The organism is Paenibacillus sacheonensis, assembly GCF_009909195.1.
Classification (GTDB): domain Bacteria; phylum Bacillota; class Bacilli; order Paenibacillales; family Paenibacillaceae; genus Paenibacillus_Z; species Paenibacillus_Z sacheonensis.
In genome coordinates, this window is record NZ_JAAAMU010000008.1 from 74,763 (window position 1) to 93,724 (window position 18,962).

Below are 18,962 nucleotides of genomic sequence, written 5' to 3' on the forward strand. Positions count from 1 at the left end.
TAATCATAAAACATATCGATCGCTTCCGTCAACCCTCCGTCAAAAGATGGCGGTTTCGACGAGAGGAAGCGCAGTGAGCCTAACAGATGCGCGCGACTGCGTCTGCAAAACCGTATAGTACGATGCGCTGCAGAGCGCGCTCTCCACTAACGACGAGCTATAGCCAATCGTACTTCCCCACAATATGCCGAGAACCGCTTGCTGTCAGCGGCGGGAACGCCGCGTAATTTCCTTCTCTACGCCTTCCTCGGCGCCGGCACTCTCGGCGGCAGCCGCGCTTTCCCCGCCGTCCAGCGGCAGCCTCACCTCGAAACAAGTGCGCTCGACATCGCTTTGGACCGTGATCGTGCCGCCGTGCTGTTCGACGATATTGCGGACGATGTACAGACCGATGCCCGTCCCGCCGCTTTGCGTCGTCCGCGCCTGATCGCCGGTGTAGAACATATCGAAGATATGCGGCAGCTGCTGCGGAGGAATCGTATCCCCGTAATTGACGACCTGGATGACGGCTTCGCCCGCCTCCGCCGCGCAATGGATATCGATGAACTGCCCGTCCCCGCCGTACCGGACGGCATTGGTCAGCAAATTCTCGAAAACGCGGGCCAGCAGCTCGCCGTCGCCGCTCATGACGACCTGCGAATCGATGTGCAGCCGGACCGTCAGCTCGGCATTCTCGAAGACCGGAAACAGCTCCTCGTTCAGCTGGACGAGCAGCTCGCTGACATCCAGCGTCGCCAGGTGAAGCGGCGCCTTGCCGTAGTTCATGCGGGTAATCTCGAACAGCTCGTCGATGAGCTTCTCGAGCCGCCGGGATTTCGTGAAGGCGATTCCCATGTAGTGCCGAACCTTCTCCTTGGACAGGCTCTCGTCCCGCAGGAGAATATCCAAGTAACCCAGCACCGACGTCAGCGGCGTCCGGAGATCATGCGCCAGGTTGAGCACGAGCTGATGCTTGCTGCTCTCCGCAAAATCCCCCCGTTCCATCGCCATCTGAAGGTTATCGCCCGCTTGGTTAAGATCATCGGCGATGCGGCCGAACTCGTCCTGCGACCGGATGACGACCCGGCTGCTGAAGTCCCCCTGAGCCAGTCTTCGTATGCCCGCAGATATGTCCCCGAAATAGGCCGCGTACGGCTTCGTGAACAGATAGAAAAACAAGATGGTGAACGGAATCATCAGGATGATGGCGAACTGGAAATCGCCGATGTTCTCGATATACCGCCTCACCCGGAACAACGGATCGTTCGCAAACCAGACGTGGGATAAATAATACGTTTCCAGCGCCCTGTAGGCGAGGAATATGACAATCCCCGACAGAAGCATGCTCGCTCCGAGCAGCAGGAGCATCTTGGATCGGAAGCTGAAGGCCGGCTTATCCATTGAAGGTATACCCCACGCCCCAAACGGTCTTGATCCATTTGTCCTTGTCGTCGCCCAGCTTCTTGCGCAGGGTTCGGATATGCACCATGACCGTATTGCCGCTCTCCAGGTAAGTCTCCCCCCACACGCGCTCGAACAGGTGCTCGCCGCTGAACACTTGCTTCGGATGGCAGGCAAGCAGATACAGGATATCGAATTCCTTCGGCGTCAATTCGATGGGGCTGCCGTACTTCGTTACCGTATGCCTGCCCGTATCGATGACGAGTCCGCCGATCTCCAGCACCGACGAGCTCCCGCCCGCCTGCTGATTGAATTGAGTCGCGCGCCGCAATTGGGCGCCCACGCGGGCGACCAGCTCCATCGGGTTGAACGGTTTCGTCATATAATCGTCGGCGCCGATGACGAGTCCCGTGATTTTGTCGAGATCGCTCGTCTTCGCGCTGAGGAAAATAATCGGCATCGCGGAATGCTCCCGGATGCGCCGGGTCACCTCGTACCCGTCCAGCCCCGGCATCATGATATCGAGAATCGCAAGGTCGATCGTCTGCGACTGAACGGCTTGCACCGCTTCTTGGCCGGAGGCCGCCTTAATGCAGCGATAACCCTCCTTCTCCAAATGCAGCTCGACCAGATCGGCGATCTCCGCCTCGTCGTCCGCGATCAATATCGTATTTCGCTTCATTCGTTTCCAGCTCCCGATCCGGCAAGCGCAGACTTGCCGATTTTCAATAGGCTATAGAGGTAGTCTACCATTTAAAACTAAAAAATATCTTAAAGTTCCGCGTTAGGCGCCCAAATGGAATCCTATTCGAACGGGAGCCGCCACCTTGAGCATGCAGGTGCGCGAATAGCGGCTTGTTCGACAAGGCCGGCTGGCAATGACGACAAGAAAAACCCGGTCCGCTCGATTCGGAGCGTACCGGGTCGCCTATCCATGAGCCATTCACGAAAGCTCGCCCAGCCGGGCCAGCTTACGGATTTCTTTGCAGGGAAGAATCGACGGCTCGTACGTCCCATCGGCAGCATGAACCATCGCTTGCCCGAGCTCGCGCAGCGTAATGACGCCGCTCGGCAGAACCGTCCTCAAGATCGGATACAGCCACTTCAGCGCGCGGTAATACGGATGCACGTTCTTGAGCCCTGGCGTGGGATGAATATAGCCGGGACGGAACATGTAAGCCCGGCGGAAAGGCAGCCGCAGCAGCTCGTTCTCGGTCCTTCCTTTCACCCGCGCCCACATGCTTCTGCCCTGCTCGGTGCTGTCCGTTCCCGAACCCGTCACGTAGCAGAACACCATGTCCGGGTTCAAGCGCGCGAGCAGCTCCGCCGCATGAAGCGTCAAGTCATGCGTCACGCGGGTATAATCCGCTTCGTTCATGCCGACCGAGGAGACGCCCAGGCAGAAATAGCAGGCGTTATAGCCCGTCAGCTCTGCAGCCGCCGGCGATAAGTCGTACAAATCCGGAAGCACGAGCTCCCGAAGCTTGGGATGCGTGACGCCGCAAGGTTTCCGGCCGATAACCAGCACCTGCTCCACGCCCGGATGCAGCAGGCATTCATGCAGCACGCCTTCGCCGACCATCCCGGTTGCGCCGGTAACGATCGCGCGGATCGGCTGCTTAAGTTCTTGCTGCTTCATTTCCCCCGTCCTCCTTCTCCCCTGTGACACGCTGCGTTCGCTATCTGGTCAAGTATTTGCGAAGGCCGTCCACGGCGACTTGATGATCTTCCTCGCCCGTCAGCCCGGACACGGTAACCGTACCGACCTTGCCTTGACCGCGCACGACCAGCGGGAACGAGCCGCCTTCGCCTTGGTATTCGTCAAGCGATAACCCCGAGCCGTCCTTGAACGTGGTGCCTTCCGCCTTGTACTTCTCGCCCACGTACAGCGAGCTGTGGCCGAAACGGTCGACGACGTTCTTCTTCGTGTTGATCCAGTAAATGTTGTCCTTGGACGTCCCCGTCATATAGTGCGTGAAGAGCGGATACTCGCCGTTCTCGATATGTACGGCAATGCCTTTGCCGAGCACGTCCTTGGCATGCTTGACGATAATGCAGCCCAGCTCATAGGCGTCCTCGTTCGTAAACGATTCGAATTGCAGCTCTTCTTCTTGCGTCAATAAGGCTTCCAGGAATTCACTCATCGTTGTCCCTCTTTCTGTAGGTGCTTCCCTCTTATAGTACGATAAAAGGGATGACAATATAAATCGGCCCGCCGCGGATCCCGGTCAAGGCTCAGCGACAACGAACATCGGAAGCATGACTGCCAGCCTTTTGCGTCTGCCCGCCTCTGCCACTTCGCTCACTCCTCTTGTCCATGTTCCTATGCTGCATCGCCGCTAGATCGTCAGCGCTCGAAAATACGCCATCTTCCCGTCGATGAAGCCATCGTCGAAATCCGCCGCCCCAATCAGCTCCGACTCGCTGAAGCACAGGGCAAAGAGCCATAACTGGCGCAGCGCGACGAAGATCGGCACGGCCTGCTCATCCTGCGCGCGCAAGATTCGCTCCGACCGGTAGCCGTCCAGAAAAGCCGACCATAACGCCTCGACTTCCGCCGGATCGTGCCCGCTGTGAATTTCCCGCGCCAAACGGAACTCGGCAATATCGTAGGCCCGCCAGCCATAGCCGCACAAGTCGAAGTCGTAATGCGTCATCCGCCCGTCTTCCGTATAAGCCACGTTGGTGTTGCCATGCAGATCGCCGTGGCAGATGCCGAAGTCCAATCCTTCGTCGATCAACGGCTGCAGCCGCTCTCTCAGCTCCGTAACGCGCTGCCGCAGGAAAGCAATATCTTCTTGGCGATGAGCGAGATGCTCCCCGATGACGTCCAGCGGTCGATCGATCAGAACGTCCAATCCGATTCGGCTTCTAGGATGCCCGCTTGCGAACGTGCTCGCCGCTTCATGCATTCGCGCTACGGACTGCCCGAATCCCCGGCTGTCATCCGCCGTCCGAACCCGCCGCTCCGTTCCTTCCGCGAAGGTGAACAGCACGCCGTGCTTCGTCCCTTCCGCGGCCGGGAACGCGTTAATGAGCGTACCGTCGCGCCTCGCGATCGGCGTCGATACCGGCACCCCCTTCCCGGCGAGATGGGTTAACAGGTCAAGCTCGAACGCGATATCGGAGATCGTCCGTCGATCCGCCCGATAGACGCGGAACATATAACGGGCGGTCTCCGTTTCCAAGAGATACGTGTCATTCATCCCCCGCAGGAAATAGTGCAAGAAACGAGGTTCGTCGATGTCGTACTGCTGCCGGATGTGCGCGAGCAGCGCCTCCCGGGAGAGCAGCGTATAGCTGGCAGGAAAGAGATGCATGGAATGGCGATCCTCCTAGCACTGAGGTCTCTCCACTATACCATATTTCGGAAGCGTGTCCGCTGTCCAAAAGGCTTAACGCTTAAGCTTTAAGCACGATGATAAGGTTTGGAATAGGATCTGCTTTGTGCGTATAGCTGTCCTCTTATCCAACCTTCCAACTTGCACCAATGTTCTATAATAAGGATGATCACGCTTAAGAAGGAGCTGTGTCCATTGAAAGATACGATTCAAATTGTAGGAGCCTTCGAGAATAACTTGAAGAACGTCTCGCTGCATATCCCGAAATACAAACTCGTCGTGCTGACGGGGCCATCCGGATCCGGCAAATCGACGCTCGCCATGGACACGCTGCAGCGGGAGTGCCAGCGCCAATACATGGAGTCCATGGGCATGGTATCGGATTCCATCAACAAGCCGAAGGTCGGCGCCATCGTCGGGCTCTCGCCGTCCATCAGCGTCGGGCAGCATGTGACGAACCGCAATCCGCGGTCCACGGTCGGCACCGTGACGGACATTTACACGTACATGCGCACGATTTATGCCCGGGCAGGCGAGCGCCCTTGCCCGCATTGCGGCGGCCTCGTGCCGCCTCCCCCGGCGGAAGCGGCCGGCATGAATATCGCGAATGAAGAAGAGCGTCAGGAATGGATCCACTGCCCGCACTGCGACGCCAAGCTGGAGAAGCTCACGATGACGCATTTCTCGTTCAACACGCTGCAGGGAGCCTGCGAAACCTGCTCCGGACTCGGATCGGTGGCGACGCTGCGGATGGATGCGATTTTCCATACGGACAAAGGGCTTCGCGGCGGCGGCGTTCCGCATCTCTATGACATGATGGTGGAGTATTACGCGAATATTTTGACTGCCAGCGCAAAGCATTACGGATTCGCCTTCGATCCCGAGCTGCCGCTGAAAGATTACCCCGAAGCACAGCTGGACCTGCTCTACTACGGCACGGAGAGCGAGCAGTTCACGCGCCACTACCCGGACGTGAAGCCCCCGCGAACGGTGGCGCTCGGCAAATTCGAAGGCATCGTGACCGGCATCTGGCGCCGGTACAAGGAAAAAGGCGTCGAAGCCGAAGGCGGCATGAACGCGGCCGACTTCTTCCACCAGCAGGAATGCCCGGCTTGCCGCGGAGCGAAGCTGAACGCGGTCAGCCGTTCGGTCCAAGTAGGCGGCTCGGCTATCCACGAGGTCACGGAGCTGCCGCTCGAAGAGGTGCTGGCTTGGACGGAGCGCGTAACCGCCGAGCTGCCCTCTGCCATTCTGGAGATGCTGGCAACCTTCATCAGCGACGAAATCCCCTCCCGCCTGAAGCGGATCTTGCATGTCGGCCTCGGCTATCTGTCGCTGAACCGGCAGACGGTGACCCTCTCCGGCGGCGAAGCCCAGCGCCTGCGGCTCGCTTCCCTGCTCGGTTCCGGTCTGACCGGCGTGCTGTATATTCTCGATGAACCGACCGCAGGCCTCCATCCCCGCGACACGGCTGGCCTCATTCTCGTGATGAAGCAGCTGCGCGATCTCGGCAATACGGTGCTCGTCATCGAGCATGATGTCGACATGATGCGGGCTGCCGACCACGTCATCGACATGGGGCCCGGGGCCGGCAGCATGGGTGGACGCGTCGTCGGCGAAGGCACGCTTGCGGATCTGATGGCATCGCCGGAGTCCGTCACCGGCGCCTACCTGCGGGAGGAGTCCGCTTATCGAGCACGCCCTAGCCGCCGCCCGGGCAACGGCAGCGCGCTTACCGTACGCGGCGCCACTGCGCGGAACCTCAAGAACGTCACGGTGTCGTTCCCGCTCGGCCGCCTCGTTGCGGTGACCGGCGTCTCCGGATCCGGCAAATCCACGCTGCTCTTTGACCTGCTTGCCGAAGGCGCGAACGACAATCTGCGCCCGGAGGGCTGCGCAGGCATCGAAGGCACGGACAACGTCGGCAATTGGATCACCGTCGACCAATCGCCGATCGGGCGGATGCAGCGCTCCAACGTGGCGACGTACACCGATCTTTTCACGGCGATGCGCAATCTGTTCGCCGGTCTGCCGGCAGCGAAGAAGCTGAAGCTGACGTCCAAGCATTTCTCCTTCAACACGGCCGGCGGACGCTGCGAGAACTGCCAAGGCCTCGGCGTGCTGACCGTGGACATGCACTTCCTGCCGGATATCGAAGTCCGCTGCCCGGCCTGCAAAGGGCGCCGCTTCCAGGATGAGGTGCTGCAGGTCACCTATGAAGGCTACTCGATCTCGGATCTGCTCGACATGACCGTTCAGGAGAGCCTCGCCGTGTTCGAAAACAACGACAAAATGGCCGAAACGATCCGCCTCCTCTGCGAAGTCGGCCTCGGCTACCTGCACTGGGGACAATCGGTGCGCACGCTGTCCGGCGGCGAAGGCCAGCGGCTGCGCCTCGCCAAGGAGCTCGCCAAACGCACGAAGAAGCATACGCTCTATTTGCTGGACGAACCGACGACCGGCCTGCATCCCGCCGACGTCCGCCAGCTCACGCTGCTGCTCGACAAGCTCGTCGATGCCGGGAACACCGTGATCGTCGTGGAGCACAACCTGGAGCTGATCCGCGAATGCGACTGGATCATCGACATCGGCCCCGAAGGCGGCGAAGGCGGCGGCTCGGTCGTCGCGGAAGGCACGCCGGAACAGGTGGCGCAGGTGCGCCAGTCGCATACGGGCCGCTATTTGCGGGAAGCGCTGGGCAGCTGAGCGGGGGCAAACGTATAAGGCAGCACGCATGGGCGCGCTTTGCGCTTGGGGAGAACGCATAGACGCGCTTCGCGCTTGGGGCAGAACGCATAGATGCGCTTCGCGCTTGAAGTGGCATGGCAGCTGCGCTCCAGTTCCGGCATTGCCGATGAGCGCTCCCGTGGTGCTTCGCACCAAAGTCGCTCTCCTTCGGCATGCCGGCGCTTGCGCTTCGGTCTCTGGCTCAGTGCATGGACGCGCTCCGCGCTTGGGGCAGAACGCATAGACGCGCTTCGCGCTTGAAGCGGCATGGCAGCTGCGCTCCAGTTCCGGCATTGCCGATGAGCGCTCCCGTGGTGCTCCGCACCAAAGTCGCTCTCCTTCGGCATGCCGGCGCTTGCGCTTCGGCCTCTGGCCAAGAGCATGAACGCGCTCCGCGCTTAGGGCAGCGTGGCAGCTGCGCTCCAGTTCCGGCATTGCCGATGAGCGCTCCCGTGGTGCTCCGCACCAAAGTCGCTCTCCTTCGGCATGCCGGCGCTTGCGCTTCGGCCTCTGGCCAAGAGCATGGACGCGCTCCGCGCTTGGGGCAGAACGCATAGACGCGCTTCGCGCTTGAAGTGGCATGGCAGCTGCGCTCCAGTTCCGGCATTGCCGATGAGCGCTCCCGTGGTGCTTCGCACCAAAGTCGCTCTCCTTCGGCATGCCGGCGCTCGCGCTCGGCCTCTGGCCAAGAGCATGGGCGCACTTTGTGCTTGAGGCAGATGCACTGCCTTCGGCTGGGGCAGAGCGAATTGCCGCGCTTCGCGCTTGAAGCTCATGGCAGCTGCGCTCCAGTCCCGGCTTTGCCGATGAGCGCTCCCGTGTTGCTTCGCACCATAGTCGCTCTACTTCGGCATGCCGGCGCTTGCGCTTGGCCTCTGGCCAAGAGTATGCGCGCGCTTTGCGCTTGGGGGGAACACATAGACGCGCTTCGCGCTTAGGGCAGCATGGCAGCTGCGCTCCAGTGTCCTGGCATTGCCGATGAGCGCTCCCGTGGTGCTCCGCACCAAAGTCGCTCTCCTTCGGCATGCCGGCGCTTGCGCTCGGCCTCTGGCCAAGAGCATGGGCGCGCTTTGCGCCGCTCGGGGCTAAACGCACAAACGCGCTCCGCGCATAGGGACAAGCACGGCTGCTGCCTTCGGCTTGGGACACAACCCATGGACGCGCTTCGCGACTAATGCGTTGGGGCAGCCCCCTGTACCCCCAAGCACGAAAATTCTAACGAATATAGAAAGCGCTATTCGCGCGTTTTGCCCTCTTTTCCAGCGCTAACGAATGTAGGAATCGCTATTAGTTCAAATTGGAGTGGAAACTGTAGCATTTCAGGCAAATAGCGTCTGTGAGTTGCGTTAGATTTCCAATTGGCCATTTTTGACCTGAATAACGCTTGTGAGGTTCGTTAGAACCTCTCCGCCCACTTGCAGCAGCGCAGGAACCGCATCAATTCGGCTCCACGCAAAAAAACCGCTTCGCCTCGGATGCCATCCATCCGTAGCGAAGCGGTTTTTGTTTGCATAGCTCGGGGCATGCAGCGCCTCCTTAGGTTTACCGCCCCTCCGACCCCGCGACCCCGCGCTCCTGTACCACCAGCGGGCCATCAGCGCTTCGGCTTCAGAAATACCCATTCCACAAGCATGAAGTTCACGATCAAGCCTGCCCAAATGTTCACGTTCAGCACGGCATCGACCATCCCCTCCCTGCCTTCCGGAAGCGAGAAGCCGTGCAGCACGCCGTACGTCAGCAGCAGCACCGGCACGAGCAGCCGGCCGCTTACCGCGACGAGCGTAATGCCGAAGCTGCGGATCATCCATCTGCGATGGGCAGTGAAGTCCCGATTAACGGCGCTGCGATATCCTCGCCAGGTGGTGAACAGCCAGATCAACGCCAAGGCGATGAATCCGACCGCTTTCGAGAAATCGTCCATGTAGCCGGTCAGCGGCAGCGCCAGCAAGGCGCTGATCATCACGCTGACCACATATATTCGGCCCAGATTCCGATGCAGCTTCGGCCGCTGCGTTCGGACGCGTTCCATGAACTGCGTGAAGCCCGTCACCAGCGCCGCGAAGGCAAATAAAATGTGCGTGACCAGTACCGGAAACTGCAGACTCCCCGGTGCCGTGTCCACGCGGCTGTTCGCCGAATCGAACGTCAGGTACGGCGCGGAAAACCCAATCATGATGCCCAGCGATACGATGACAAGCAGCCACCAGCTTCTTTTCATGCCCAACCCCATGCACGCTCCCGAACGACAATCATCCCATCCATGCGCAGACGACCGCCTATAATAGCTCTATCGTAGCACAAGTCCGCCGCCGTTCAGTCCGTCCCCGGACGGAGACGGCAAAAAACCTTGAAACGCTGCATGCGTCCCAAGGTTCGTTGTCGTAGCGTTCAAATTCTCTTTAGTCGCGATCCCTATGATTCTAGTTACACATCCGCAGGAGCCGCTGTTCCCGGAAGTCCGTCTTTCGCGGACGCCGTGCGATCCTTCGCGGCTTGCGACTCGACCGGCACCGCGGCCGAAGGCTTCACCCGGCCGACGAACATGGCCAGCGGCAGCGCGATTACGGCAACGATCGTCGCGACGACGTAGACATCGTTGACGCTCATCGTGAACGACATCATGCCGATATGCACCTCGTTCGTATCTCCGGCCTTCGCCAGGTCCGTCGCATGATGCGTAGAACGGGAGGCCAGCATGGTCGTGAACAGCGCGATGGCGAAGGAGCCGAACACGTTCCGCAGCCAGTTCGAGATCGAGGACGCATGCCCGGTCATCGTCCGGGAGATGCGTTCCATCGCCGCGTTGCTCGCCGGCATCATGACCATCGCGATCCCCAGGTTACGCACGATCATCCACCACAGAATGTAGCTGTGCGAGATATCGATGCTCGACCAGCTGAGCATCAGCGTGCCCAGCGCGAGGAGCGGAATGCCGATGCCCATCAGCCAGCGCGGACCGACCGACGTATAGAGCTTCCCGATGATCGGCATGACGAGCGCCATGACGAGCGAGGCGGGAAGGAGGATCAGCCCCGTATCCATCGTGGATACCATTTGGATGCGCTGCAGGAAGAGCGGCGTTAGCAGCGTACCGGAATAAAGGCTGATCGTCAGAATAATCGTGATGATCAGATTGAGCGTATAACGTCCGTTCGCCAGAACGCGCAGCTCCAGCAGAGGCGATTCCGTACGAAGCTCCTGCCAGACGAACGCCGCCAGCAGGATACCGCCGGCAATGAACAGCGAGATGACTTTGGCGGAGCCCCAGCCCCAGGCATGGCCTTGGCCAAGCGCGAGCAGCAGCGCGACGCTGCCGAACAGCACGGTAACGAACCCGATCGCGTCGAATTTCTTCGGCACGCTGAGCCGGTAATACGGAATGTAGGCAGCTACGAGGACGATGGCGATCAGACCGATCGGAAGGTTCATCCAGAAGAGCCATTGCCAATCGAAGTTCTGCAGCAGCCAGCCGCTGAAGGTCGGTCCGAGCGCCGGTGCCATCATCGCGGCGAGCGACCATAAGGCGATCGCCATCGCTTGCTTATCCCGCGGGACGACCTGGTAGATGATGGCCATCGATGCCGGCAGGATCAACCCGCTGAAAATACCCTGCATAACACGGAACGCGATCAGGGAATATTCATCCCAAGCGAGCGCGCAGAGCACCGAAGCCAGCGTGAAGCCGCCAAGCGCGAACAGAAACAGCCGTTTATAGCTGAACTTCTCGCCCAAGTAACCGACGATCGGCGCGAACGTTCCCATTGCCAGCATGAAGCCGGTCAGCGTCCATTGAATCGTACCCAGACTGGTATGGAAGTGATCCTGCAAAATCGGAAGTGCGATATTGATCGTGCTGGATGCCAGCACGCATAAGAACGAGCCGACGAATATCGCGATCATAATCGGCCAAAAGCTGATTTTCGGCGCCGTTTGTTCCCCCTGTTGTTCCATCGTTTCCCCATCTCTCCGTTTCATTTGCCCCTATGTTGATTTTTACATATAATTTGAAGGCAGGACTATTATAAATCGCCTCCCAATCATATGTCAAAATATATATACAGAAGGGGAATGCAATGAATACGCTCTCGTACGGTCTGCTCAGTCTGCTCTCCAATTCGGCAGATTCCGGTTACGATCTCATGCGGAAAATTCAGCCGTTTTGGCCGGCCAAGCACAGTCAAATCTACCCGCTTCTCGCCCAGCTGGAAAGCGGCGGCTATGTCCAGCACACGCTCGTCGTCCAATCCGACAAGCCGGATAAAAAAGTCTATTCCATCACGCCCATCGGAAAGGAAGCTCTCCGAAGCTGGCTGACGGAGCCGGCGTGCGAGCCGAATACGCGCGACGAGCTGGTGCTCAAGCTCTACTGCATGGAACAGGGCGAACTCGCCGATATCCGCCGGCTGCTGGAAACGCGCGTCGCTTATAGTCAGGACAAGCTGGCGTGGCTTCAGGCCAAGCTGGAGGTGTATAGCTTGCAGCAGCCTCCGCCGCCTTTGGGCACCCTCCTGCTGATGAAGAAGGCCGAATACCATTTCGAATCCGATCTGTCTTGGTCGGAATGGGCGCTGCGGCAGCTCGTAGAACGACAAAACCAAGAAGAGCCGAATCCCCGTTGAAGGGAATTCGGCTCTTCTTCTCTCGACTTGTATCCTTAGAGTCAGGATACTACTTTACTAACAGGACCGGGCAATGCGCATGCTGTACGACGCCGTGGCTGACGCTGCCGAGCAGTAGCTCGGAGACGATGCCGACGCCGCGCGTACCCATGACGATCAGATCGGCATCTGCGTCCTTCGCCGTCCGGACGATCACCGCTGCCGGATCGCCGTCCGCGGTAAGCGTATCGAATGCAAAGCCCGCTGCTCTCAGCTTGACCGCTGCAGGCTCAAGAATATGCTTGCCTTCTTCCTCCAACGCCTGCTCTAGATCCATGCCGATGACCGGCTCGTTCAGCGTCAACGCCGGGTTCACGTGAAGCACGGTCAATCGGACATCCGCGGATAGTGCACGGGCTAATCCGATTGCGTTTTCCAATGCCTTGCCGGCTTGTTCCGACCCGTCGATGGGAATAAGAATATGCTTGTACATCGTGACGACCTCCCAATCATTTTGGCAATGATATGCTTGCTGCGAATTAGCTTAATGCGCGCTCTCCACATCATCTACGTGCTTCAGATGCTTCGTATTAACCAGAAGATATAACGCCGCAATCACAACGAACGCCCCGCCTACGACGAACGGCATGTGCGGGTTGAACCACTCTGCCAGCTTACCGGCCAGGTAAGGCGCAATCGCGCCGCCGATAAAACGCAGGAAGCTGTAGGCAGCCGAAGCCGTCGGACGCTCGACCGGCGCGGCATTCATGACCGCTGTCGTAATGAGCGTATTGTTGTTGCCGAGGAAAGCGCCGGCTACGATAACCATAATAATAATGACTGTTTTATCCGTCGTCCAATACGCCATCACGAACAAGGTTGCGGCGAACAGCAGCAGCTGCACGACCATGGAAGGCAAGGTTCCGAAGCGCTTCTGCAGCACGGGTGCCGTGAAGACGGATGTAAAGGCCAGCATCAAACCCCAGCCCAGGAATACGAGGCCAAGCTGATGCTCGTCCAGTCCCAGATGGCCGAGGACAAGCGCTGCGTAGACAAGCAGCGTGAAGAACCCGAAGTTGTACAGCATAGCCGCGATACCGAAGGTGCGAAGCGCGCGGAATCTCAGCGCGCGGAAAGGATCGGCGAGCGAAGCTTTCTTCTTCTTGGCCGCGGAAGCCGGCAGCGACGCCATTAGTTTGGCACGGGACGGCATCAGAACAAGAATCAGGATGAAGGCGAGAACCATGAGACATGCGACGCCGAAGAACGGACCTCTCCAGGAGACGGAGCCGAGCTCGCCGCCCAGCAGCGGGCCGACGGAGATGCCGAGGCCGACCGCTACCTCGAATAGAATGATGGACTTGCCGACGCCCGTCTTGGACATCGATACGATCGCCGCCAGCGCCGTGGCAACGAACATCGCGTTGCCGAGACCCCAGCCGCCGCGCAGCCATACAAGGGACCATATACTATTCGACATGCCGCCCAGCGCGGAGAAGACGGCAATGACGATAATGCCCGTAAGCAGCGTCCATTTCATGCCGAGTCTGGAGGAAACGACGCCCGTAATGAGCATGGCGATCGCCATAACGGCATTATAGCTGGTGAACAATAAGGTGACATCGCTGCTGGAGGCATGAAGCTTCTTGGCGATGGCCGGGAGAATCGGGTCGACGAGACCCAGTCCCATGAAAGCGATAATGCTGGCGAATACGACCGCCCATACCGCGATCGGCTGGCTGAACATACTGACTTTCTTCGCTGGCTGCGCGTTCGTCGCAGCGCTCGTGCTGGTGCTTGCTGAGGATTGCATGTTTCTTAGGACTCCTTTTCTTTCGAGAATTTGGCAATGCCGTCCGTGACGCGTTTCTGGATGCGTTCGATGTCCTTGCGGAACTCGTTCATCTTGGCGAGCTTCTGATCCACCATATCCAACTGCCGGCTTACGATCGCCTCGATATCGCGCAGCTGCGCCAGCTTCGCGTCGACCTCTTCGATTTTCACGTACTGCTCCTTCAGTTCATCCAAGTTCTCGCCGACCGCTACGAAATCCAGGATCTCCTGCAGGGAAAAACCGAGCACGTCGCGGGCGTTCATGATTTGCTTCAACCGCTCGATATGCGTTCGAGTATAGAGCCGCATGCCGCCTTCGCTGCGTTCCGGGGGCGGTATAAGACCCAGTTCCTCATAGTAGCGAATGGTCCGCTTCGTTAACCCGCACTCTTTGGCGACGTCGTCTATCTTAAGATGCTCCACGTGAATGCCTCCCTTTCGTACACATCCGGTGATATGATTCAAGCATATTCCAATCTAACGTTAACGTCAACGTTAACTTTTGCTTGCGCCTCTTGCTGTCACAAATTGATCTTATTAAGATGTCCACGACGGTTCAACACGATTCATCTGCTTGTCCATCATGAAATACCGGCAAACGCACACGCGGACTGGATGCGAAAAAAAGGCTCCCGCCTAACCGGAGCCTTTCTTTCTGACAGCGCGGGGCGGACGGACGAAGATACGACCGGCGCAAATCCGCCTTCCGCGATCGGCCTCCAGATGGGATAAAGCTGCTGCTCCCTGCCACTCATGGTTAAACGTACAGGGGCGCTTGCGCGTTTCTTGTTCCTTAAGCCAGCGAGAGACCCGCGCTCGCATAACCGACAACCGTATCGACGAGCGCAACCCCCGTCGCTGTCGCGGAGAAGACCATTAATAGCCGCGTTCCCGGCGTTACGGGTATCGCAAGCCCCGTCGTGATTCCGCTCGAGATGGCGCCGAGCGCGAGGATGCCCGTAAGCGGAGGCGTCAAGACGACGACCGCTCCCGGAATCGGGTTGAAGATATTGTTTGGCGTCGGAGAGCTGTAAAGCTGTGCCGTAATGGTAACGGTCGTGCCTACAAGCGTCAGAGCCAAGGTCGTGCTGAAATAAGCCGCAATGGATGTAATCGTCCGGGCATCCGGAACGGAGAATGCCATGTTCAGCAGCGTACCTGCGGCACCGGTGAGGTCGATCGTCGTACCCAGGAGCGCAACTCCCGGAGCAGAGCTGCCGAAACCGACCAGCGTCGTCGTACCGACAAGCCCGCCGAGCACCGTCGTCAGGATGGCCGGCGTCCCCGAAGCGAACGGGATGAGCGCGCTTGATCCCGTCGGCCCGGTTGGTCCGGTCAGGCCCGTAGCTCCCGTTGCTCCCGTTGCTCCCGTAGCGCCGGCTGCTCCCGCCGCTCCTGTCGGCCCCGTCGGGCCTGTTGCACCTACTCCCGGGCCGGTAGCTCCCGTTGGTCCCGTAGGTCCGGTGATTCCTATTCCTGCAGGTCCGGCTGCGCCTGTCGAGCCTGTTGCTCCTGTCGCTCCTGTTGCTCCGCGCGGTCCCGGTGGACCGGGAGGCCCTGGATGTCTGCCCATTCACTCATCTCCCTAATTATAGACTTACGACATCATACAAAACGGGAGCGATAAGGCGCACGACATACGCCCACGCCGGCAAAAATAGGCTGAGCACGCGCACCATTGGCTGATTTTCCGTCCTGGCATGCCATTGTCCCATACCGTTCGGCAGCATTTGCATTACATGTAAGAGGATTGTCTGCCGGGGAGTGACAAGAGTGGAGAAGCTCAAACTTATCGCGATCATGGTGCCGACCAGAAGCAGCCGGGCACGCACCTTGCGCATCTATCAACGTTATTGCGATCCTTCCATCCGACTGATCGCGTTTTGTCCGAACGATCTGCTCTGGGCCAAACGGCGGGTTATCGGGCTGTCCGCTTACAAAGGCCGCCGGAAGCAGCGGGTCTTCCCTTTGCCGGACGTCGTCTATAATCGCTGCTTCAACCAGAAAACGGAGACCATCGCGCGTCTCGAAGCGGCGATCGGGCATAATAAGTGCTTCAACATCATCAACTTCTTCAACAAATGGTACCTGTACAACATCCTAAAGCCATCCGGCGTCTCGCCATACGTACCGGATACGTACCTCTATGATCGGGACGAACTGCCGGGGCTGCTGAAACGGTACAGGCTGATGTACATCAAGCCGGTGTACGGGTCCATGGGCAAGTTCGTATACCGGATCGAATGGATGGAAACCGGCGAGATCCATGTGGCCCTGCACAGCCTGACGGCGAAATTTATATGCAACAGCCCCGAGGACGTGCAGAAGCTGCTGGATAAGCATCTGGACGGACGAAAATATCTCGTGCAGCAAGGCATTCGCAGCCAGCTGCTGGGCCGGCGGTATTTTGATTTTCGGGTGCTGATGCAGAAGAACCGGAGCGGCCAATGGGCCATTACCAATATCGTGACGAGATTCGCTTATCGCCAATACTTCAATACGGCTGTCTGCGAAGCCGTCGTGGACGCGGCCGAGATTCTTCCGCTCGTATTCGGGCCGAACGAGATCGGAGACATCGCGCAGGGTCTCGAGGTTACGAGCCGCGGCGCCGCGCTGGCGGCCGAGGAGCAGCTCGGTCTGTTGGGGGAGCTGAGCGTGGATTTTATCGTCGATACGGAGAACCGGCTATGGATCATCGAGCTGAACGGCAAGCCCCATAAGAGCATCTATGAGGACTTAAAAGGGCGTGCCTTCCAGCAGCATATCTTCCGGCGGCCGATGGAGTATGCCGCTTATCTCGCAGAAACGAAAGCGTACCCTGCGACTCCGTCGGACACCCGGCTGGTCACCCGGCCGGACCCCAAGCCGGCCATCCGGACGGACGCCCCGCCCAGCACAAATAACCCCGCTCCCTCCAAGCCGGAGTAGAACGGGGTTCGTACCGGTCCATATCCCGACCGGCCGCCGACATTATGTGGTTGAATCGCGCAGCGCTAAGCTTCTCCGACTAGCGAAGTTAAGCTGCGCTAAACCTTGCGCCGCTTACTTGTGCGTCAGCACGATATTGCGTTCTTGGAACACCTTGCGAACGACGTCGAGCGCGCCGCAGGCCTTCGGAAATCCCGCATATCCCCCGCAGTGGAGGACGATCTCGAGAATTTCCTCCGGGCGCATGCCGACGTTCAGCGCCGCGTGAAGATGGAAGGGCAGCTGTTCCATCGCTCCTTGCGTGATGAGCGAGGTGATCGTGATGGTCTCGCGCTGCTGAATGCTGAGCGTCTCCCGCGAATACAGGTCGCCGAAGCCGAACGCAATCAGCGTATGGCCGAAATCGGGGAAGAACTCCCCGATCTGCTTGATCATGCTCACGCCATGGTCGCCGACCATCGTCTTCAGCGTCTCGATGCCCGTGTCATAACGTTCCTGATTGGTTTGCGATGGATTCATGCCGTCTCCTCCTTAGCCCCGTTTCATGGTCGGGGGAATTTCCCTAGGATCCATAATAATATCGATGACGCAGGTTTGATTGGATTGAATGGCATCCGCGACGGCGCTTCGCAGCTCTTCCTCCGTCGTGCAGCGGTAGCCTCTGGCGCCGAGCGCCTCGCCGAACTTGGCCGCATCGAGCGGTACCTTGTACGTCGTCCCGACCGCTCTGCCCAAGTTCCGTTCCATGCCTTTATCGACCATGTCGATGCTTTGATTGTTTGCGACGAAGTAGAGCACGGGAGCGTCATAGTTAACGGACGTCGACAGCTCCGTGCCGTTCATGAGCATGCAGCCGTCGCCCGTCAGGCACGCGATCGTTCTATCCGGAGCCCCGAACTTCGCCCCGACCGCATAGCCGATGCCCCTTCCCATCGTGGCATAGACTTCCTCGAAATAAAACGTGCCCGGCACTTGAATGTCGAAATATTTGATCGCATAGAAGGAATGACTGCCCGCATCCCCGTAAACGATCGTATCCGCAGGGAGCTGCTCGCGAAGTACGTCCATCACCTGCCGGCCGCGCAGATAACCGTTCGGCTCATGCTCCGGTTCAATCTCGAGCGTATCCGGAAGCTCCCGGCGAGGAAGCTCGATATCCGCGAACTTCAACATTGCCTGCAGGTTCAAGCGAATGTTTCCCAGCACCGCCGTCGTCGGGATCGGCAGCGCCCTGCCGATAAACCGCGAATCGAAATCGAAGTGAAGCACATGCTTCGGATACACGGTTGGCGAGAGCCCCGGCACCTCCAGATCGCTCAGTTGGCTGCCGATGACGATCAGCAAGTCGACGCCTTCGCGAAGATAGTCTTCCGTATTGGCGTTACCTCCAAGGCCGTATGGCCCGAGATGCAGCGGATGATCGGTGCGGATTACCCCTTTGCCTCCTGGCGTCGTCGCCACGGGAAGGGCCCACTTCTCGGCAAAAGCCTCGATCTCGCGGTAAGCCTGCTCCGCGTGCAGCGCCCCGCCAACGAGCAGCAGCGGACGCTTCGCATCGGCCAGCAGGGATGCCGCCATGTCCAAGTTCGATGCCACGGTCCCCGGGTATCGGTCCGGAAGCTGCAGATCGAAGTCCTCGATCTGTTCCGTCAGGACATCCAGCGGGATACATAGATGGACAGGTCCCCGAACGCCGGTGAACGCGCGGTCCATGGCGTGCTCCAAGTAGTTCCGGAGCAGCCCGCCGCGGTCCACGCGAGCGCTGAATTTGGTGACGGGCTCGAACATCTTGACGAGATCCGTTCCGAACATCGTGCTGTCCTGGCCAAGCACTTTTCCGATGTCGCGAATAGGCGGAGAACCGGTAATGAACAATACGGGCAGATGGGTGAAGAGCGCTTGCCCGGCGGCGGTCAGCATATTGATGCCCCCGGGTCCGGCCGTTCCGACCGCGACGCCAAGGCCGTCCCGTACGAACGAATAGCCCGCTGCCGCGAGGCCGGCTCCTTCCTCATGCTTGCTGAGCACGAACGCGATGCCCGCGTTGTCCATCTCGAGAATGAGCGGCGTAATCGGCTTCCCTGGTATTCCAAACGTATGGGTGACACCCCATCGGGCCAAATGCTTGACGAGAACGCTGCTTACTGTAGGCATT

The 18,962-nt window shown here is 59.2% G+C and carries 17 protein-coding genes; 3 read left to right on the plus strand and 14 right to left on the minus strand.

From position 1 onward, the window contains the following. Nucleotides 1-204 precede the first annotated feature (204 nt). From GT003_RS16925 to GT003_RS16945, 5 genes are all read right to left on the minus strand, one after another. Nucleotides 205-1,380 carry a HAMP domain-containing sensor histidine kinase gene (locus GT003_RS16925; RefSeq protein ID WP_161699894.1) on the minus strand — a complete coding sequence of 392 codons (1,176 nt, stop codon included), beginning with the start codon at nt 1,378-1,380 and terminating at the stop codon, nt 205-207. Next, nucleotides 1,373-2,062, minus strand: coding sequence for a response regulator transcription factor (locus GT003_RS16930; RefSeq protein ID WP_161699896.1), 690 nt, complete (start codon nt 2,060-2,062; stop codon nt 1,373-1,375). Before GT003_RS16930 ends, GT003_RS16925 begins: the two co-directional genes overlap by 8 nt. Nucleotides 2,063-2,323: 261 nt before the next feature. Then, nucleotides 2,324-3,019 carry an NAD-dependent epimerase/dehydratase family protein gene (locus GT003_RS16935; RefSeq protein WP_161699898.1) on the minus strand — a complete coding sequence of 232 codons (696 nt, stop codon included), beginning with the start codon at nt 3,017-3,019 and terminating at the stop codon, nt 2,324-2,326. 40 nt (nt 3,020-3,059) lie between these two features. Further along, a complete protein-coding gene (locus GT003_RS16940; RefSeq protein ID WP_161699900.1) occupies nt 3,060-3,524 on the minus strand; it encodes a heme-degrading domain-containing protein in 465 nt (154 codons plus the stop codon). A 195-nt stretch (nt 3,525-3,719) separates the two neighbouring features. After that, the gene (locus GT003_RS16945; RefSeq protein ID WP_161699902.1) at nt 3,720-4,700 is read right to left on the minus strand and encodes a phosphotransferase enzyme family protein; all 981 of its coding nucleotides are present in this window, start codon (nt 4,698-4,700) and stop codon (nt 3,720-3,722) included. A gap of 216 nt (nt 4,701-4,916) precedes the next feature. Here GT003_RS16945 and uvrA point away from each other — a divergent pair, with 216 nt between their 5' ends. Beyond that, nucleotides 4,917-7,427, plus strand: a complete 2,511-nt coding sequence (gene uvrA, locus GT003_RS16950; RefSeq protein WP_161699904.1) for an excinuclease ABC subunit UvrA — start codon at nt 4,917-4,919, stop codon at nt 7,425-7,427. A gap of 419 nt (nt 7,428-7,846) precedes the next feature. Here uvrA and GT003_RS16955 read toward each other — a convergent pair whose 3' ends face one another. The 3 genes from GT003_RS16955 to GT003_RS16965 all read right to left on the minus strand — a co-directional run bounded on the left by GT003_RS16955 (nt 7,847) and on the right by GT003_RS16965 (nt 11,399). After that, complete coding sequence (locus GT003_RS16955) at nt 7,847-8,086, minus strand: hypothetical protein (protein WP_161699906.1); 240 nt, start codon at nt 8,084-8,086, stop codon at nt 7,847-7,849. A gap of 956 nt (nt 8,087-9,042) precedes the next feature. Continuing rightward, a complete protein-coding gene (locus GT003_RS16960) occupies nt 9,043-9,666 on the minus strand; it encodes a DUF2306 domain-containing protein (RefSeq protein WP_239566039.1) in 624 nt (207 codons plus the stop codon). 206 nt (nt 9,667-9,872) lie between these two features. Then, on the minus strand, nt 9,873-11,399 hold the full coding sequence (locus tag GT003_RS16965; protein WP_239566026.1) for an MDR family MFS transporter: 1,527 nt from the start codon (nt 11,397-11,399) through the stop codon (nt 9,873-9,875). A gap of 122 nt (nt 11,400-11,521) precedes the next feature. Between GT003_RS16965 and GT003_RS16970 the strand changes: the two genes are divergently transcribed. Further along, on the plus strand, nt 11,522-12,067 hold the full coding sequence (locus GT003_RS16970; protein ID WP_161699910.1) for a PadR family transcriptional regulator: 546 nt from the start codon (nt 11,522-11,524) through the stop codon (nt 12,065-12,067). A gap of 49 nt (nt 12,068-12,116) precedes the next feature. On the opposite strand, the gene GT003_RS16975 is transcribed toward GT003_RS16970, so the two are convergent. The 4 genes from GT003_RS16975 to GT003_RS16990 form a co-directional block, all read right to left on the minus strand. Further along, nucleotides 12,117-12,539, minus strand: a complete 423-nt coding sequence (locus tag GT003_RS16975; RefSeq protein ID WP_161699912.1) for a universal stress protein — start codon at nt 12,537-12,539, stop codon at nt 12,117-12,119. A gap of 51 nt (nt 12,540-12,590) precedes the next feature. Then, the gene (locus GT003_RS16980; RefSeq protein WP_161699914.1) at nt 12,591-13,859 is read right to left on the minus strand and encodes an MFS transporter; all 1,269 of its coding nucleotides are present in this window, start codon (nt 13,857-13,859) and stop codon (nt 12,591-12,593) included. Between the two features lie 5 nt (nt 13,860-13,864). Beyond that, nucleotides 13,865-14,302, minus strand: a complete 438-nt coding sequence (locus tag GT003_RS16985; RefSeq protein ID WP_161699916.1) for a MerR family transcriptional regulator — start codon at nt 14,300-14,302, stop codon at nt 13,865-13,867. A 370-nt stretch (nt 14,303-14,672) separates the two neighbouring features. Next, nucleotides 14,673-15,452: an exosporium glycoprotein BclB-related protein gene (locus tag GT003_RS16990; RefSeq protein ID WP_161699918.1), complete on the minus strand. Its 780-nt coding sequence runs from the start codon at nt 15,450-15,452 to the stop codon at nt 14,673-14,675. A 200-nt stretch (nt 15,453-15,652) separates the two neighbouring features. On the opposite strand from GT003_RS16990, the gene GT003_RS16995 reads away from it, so the two are divergent. Further along, nucleotides 15,653-16,807: a YheC/YheD family protein gene (locus GT003_RS16995; protein WP_161699921.1), complete on the plus strand. Its 1,155-nt coding sequence runs from the start codon at nt 15,653-15,655 to the stop codon at nt 16,805-16,807. Between the two features lie 114 nt (nt 16,808-16,921). Here the strand turns inward: GT003_RS16995 and GT003_RS17000 are convergent, their stop codons facing one another. Both GT003_RS17000 and GT003_RS17005 read right to left on the minus strand, forming a co-directional pair. Next, nucleotides 16,922-17,326, minus strand: a complete 405-nt coding sequence (locus tag GT003_RS17000) for a carboxymuconolactone decarboxylase family protein (protein ID WP_161699923.1) — start codon at nt 17,324-17,326, stop codon at nt 16,922-16,924. A 12-nt stretch (nt 17,327-17,338) separates the two neighbouring features. After that, nucleotides 17,339-18,961, minus strand: a complete 1,623-nt coding sequence (locus tag GT003_RS17005) for a thiamine pyrophosphate-binding protein (RefSeq protein WP_161699925.1) — start codon at nt 18,959-18,961, stop codon at nt 17,339-17,341. Nucleotide 18,962: the final 1 nt, after the last annotated feature.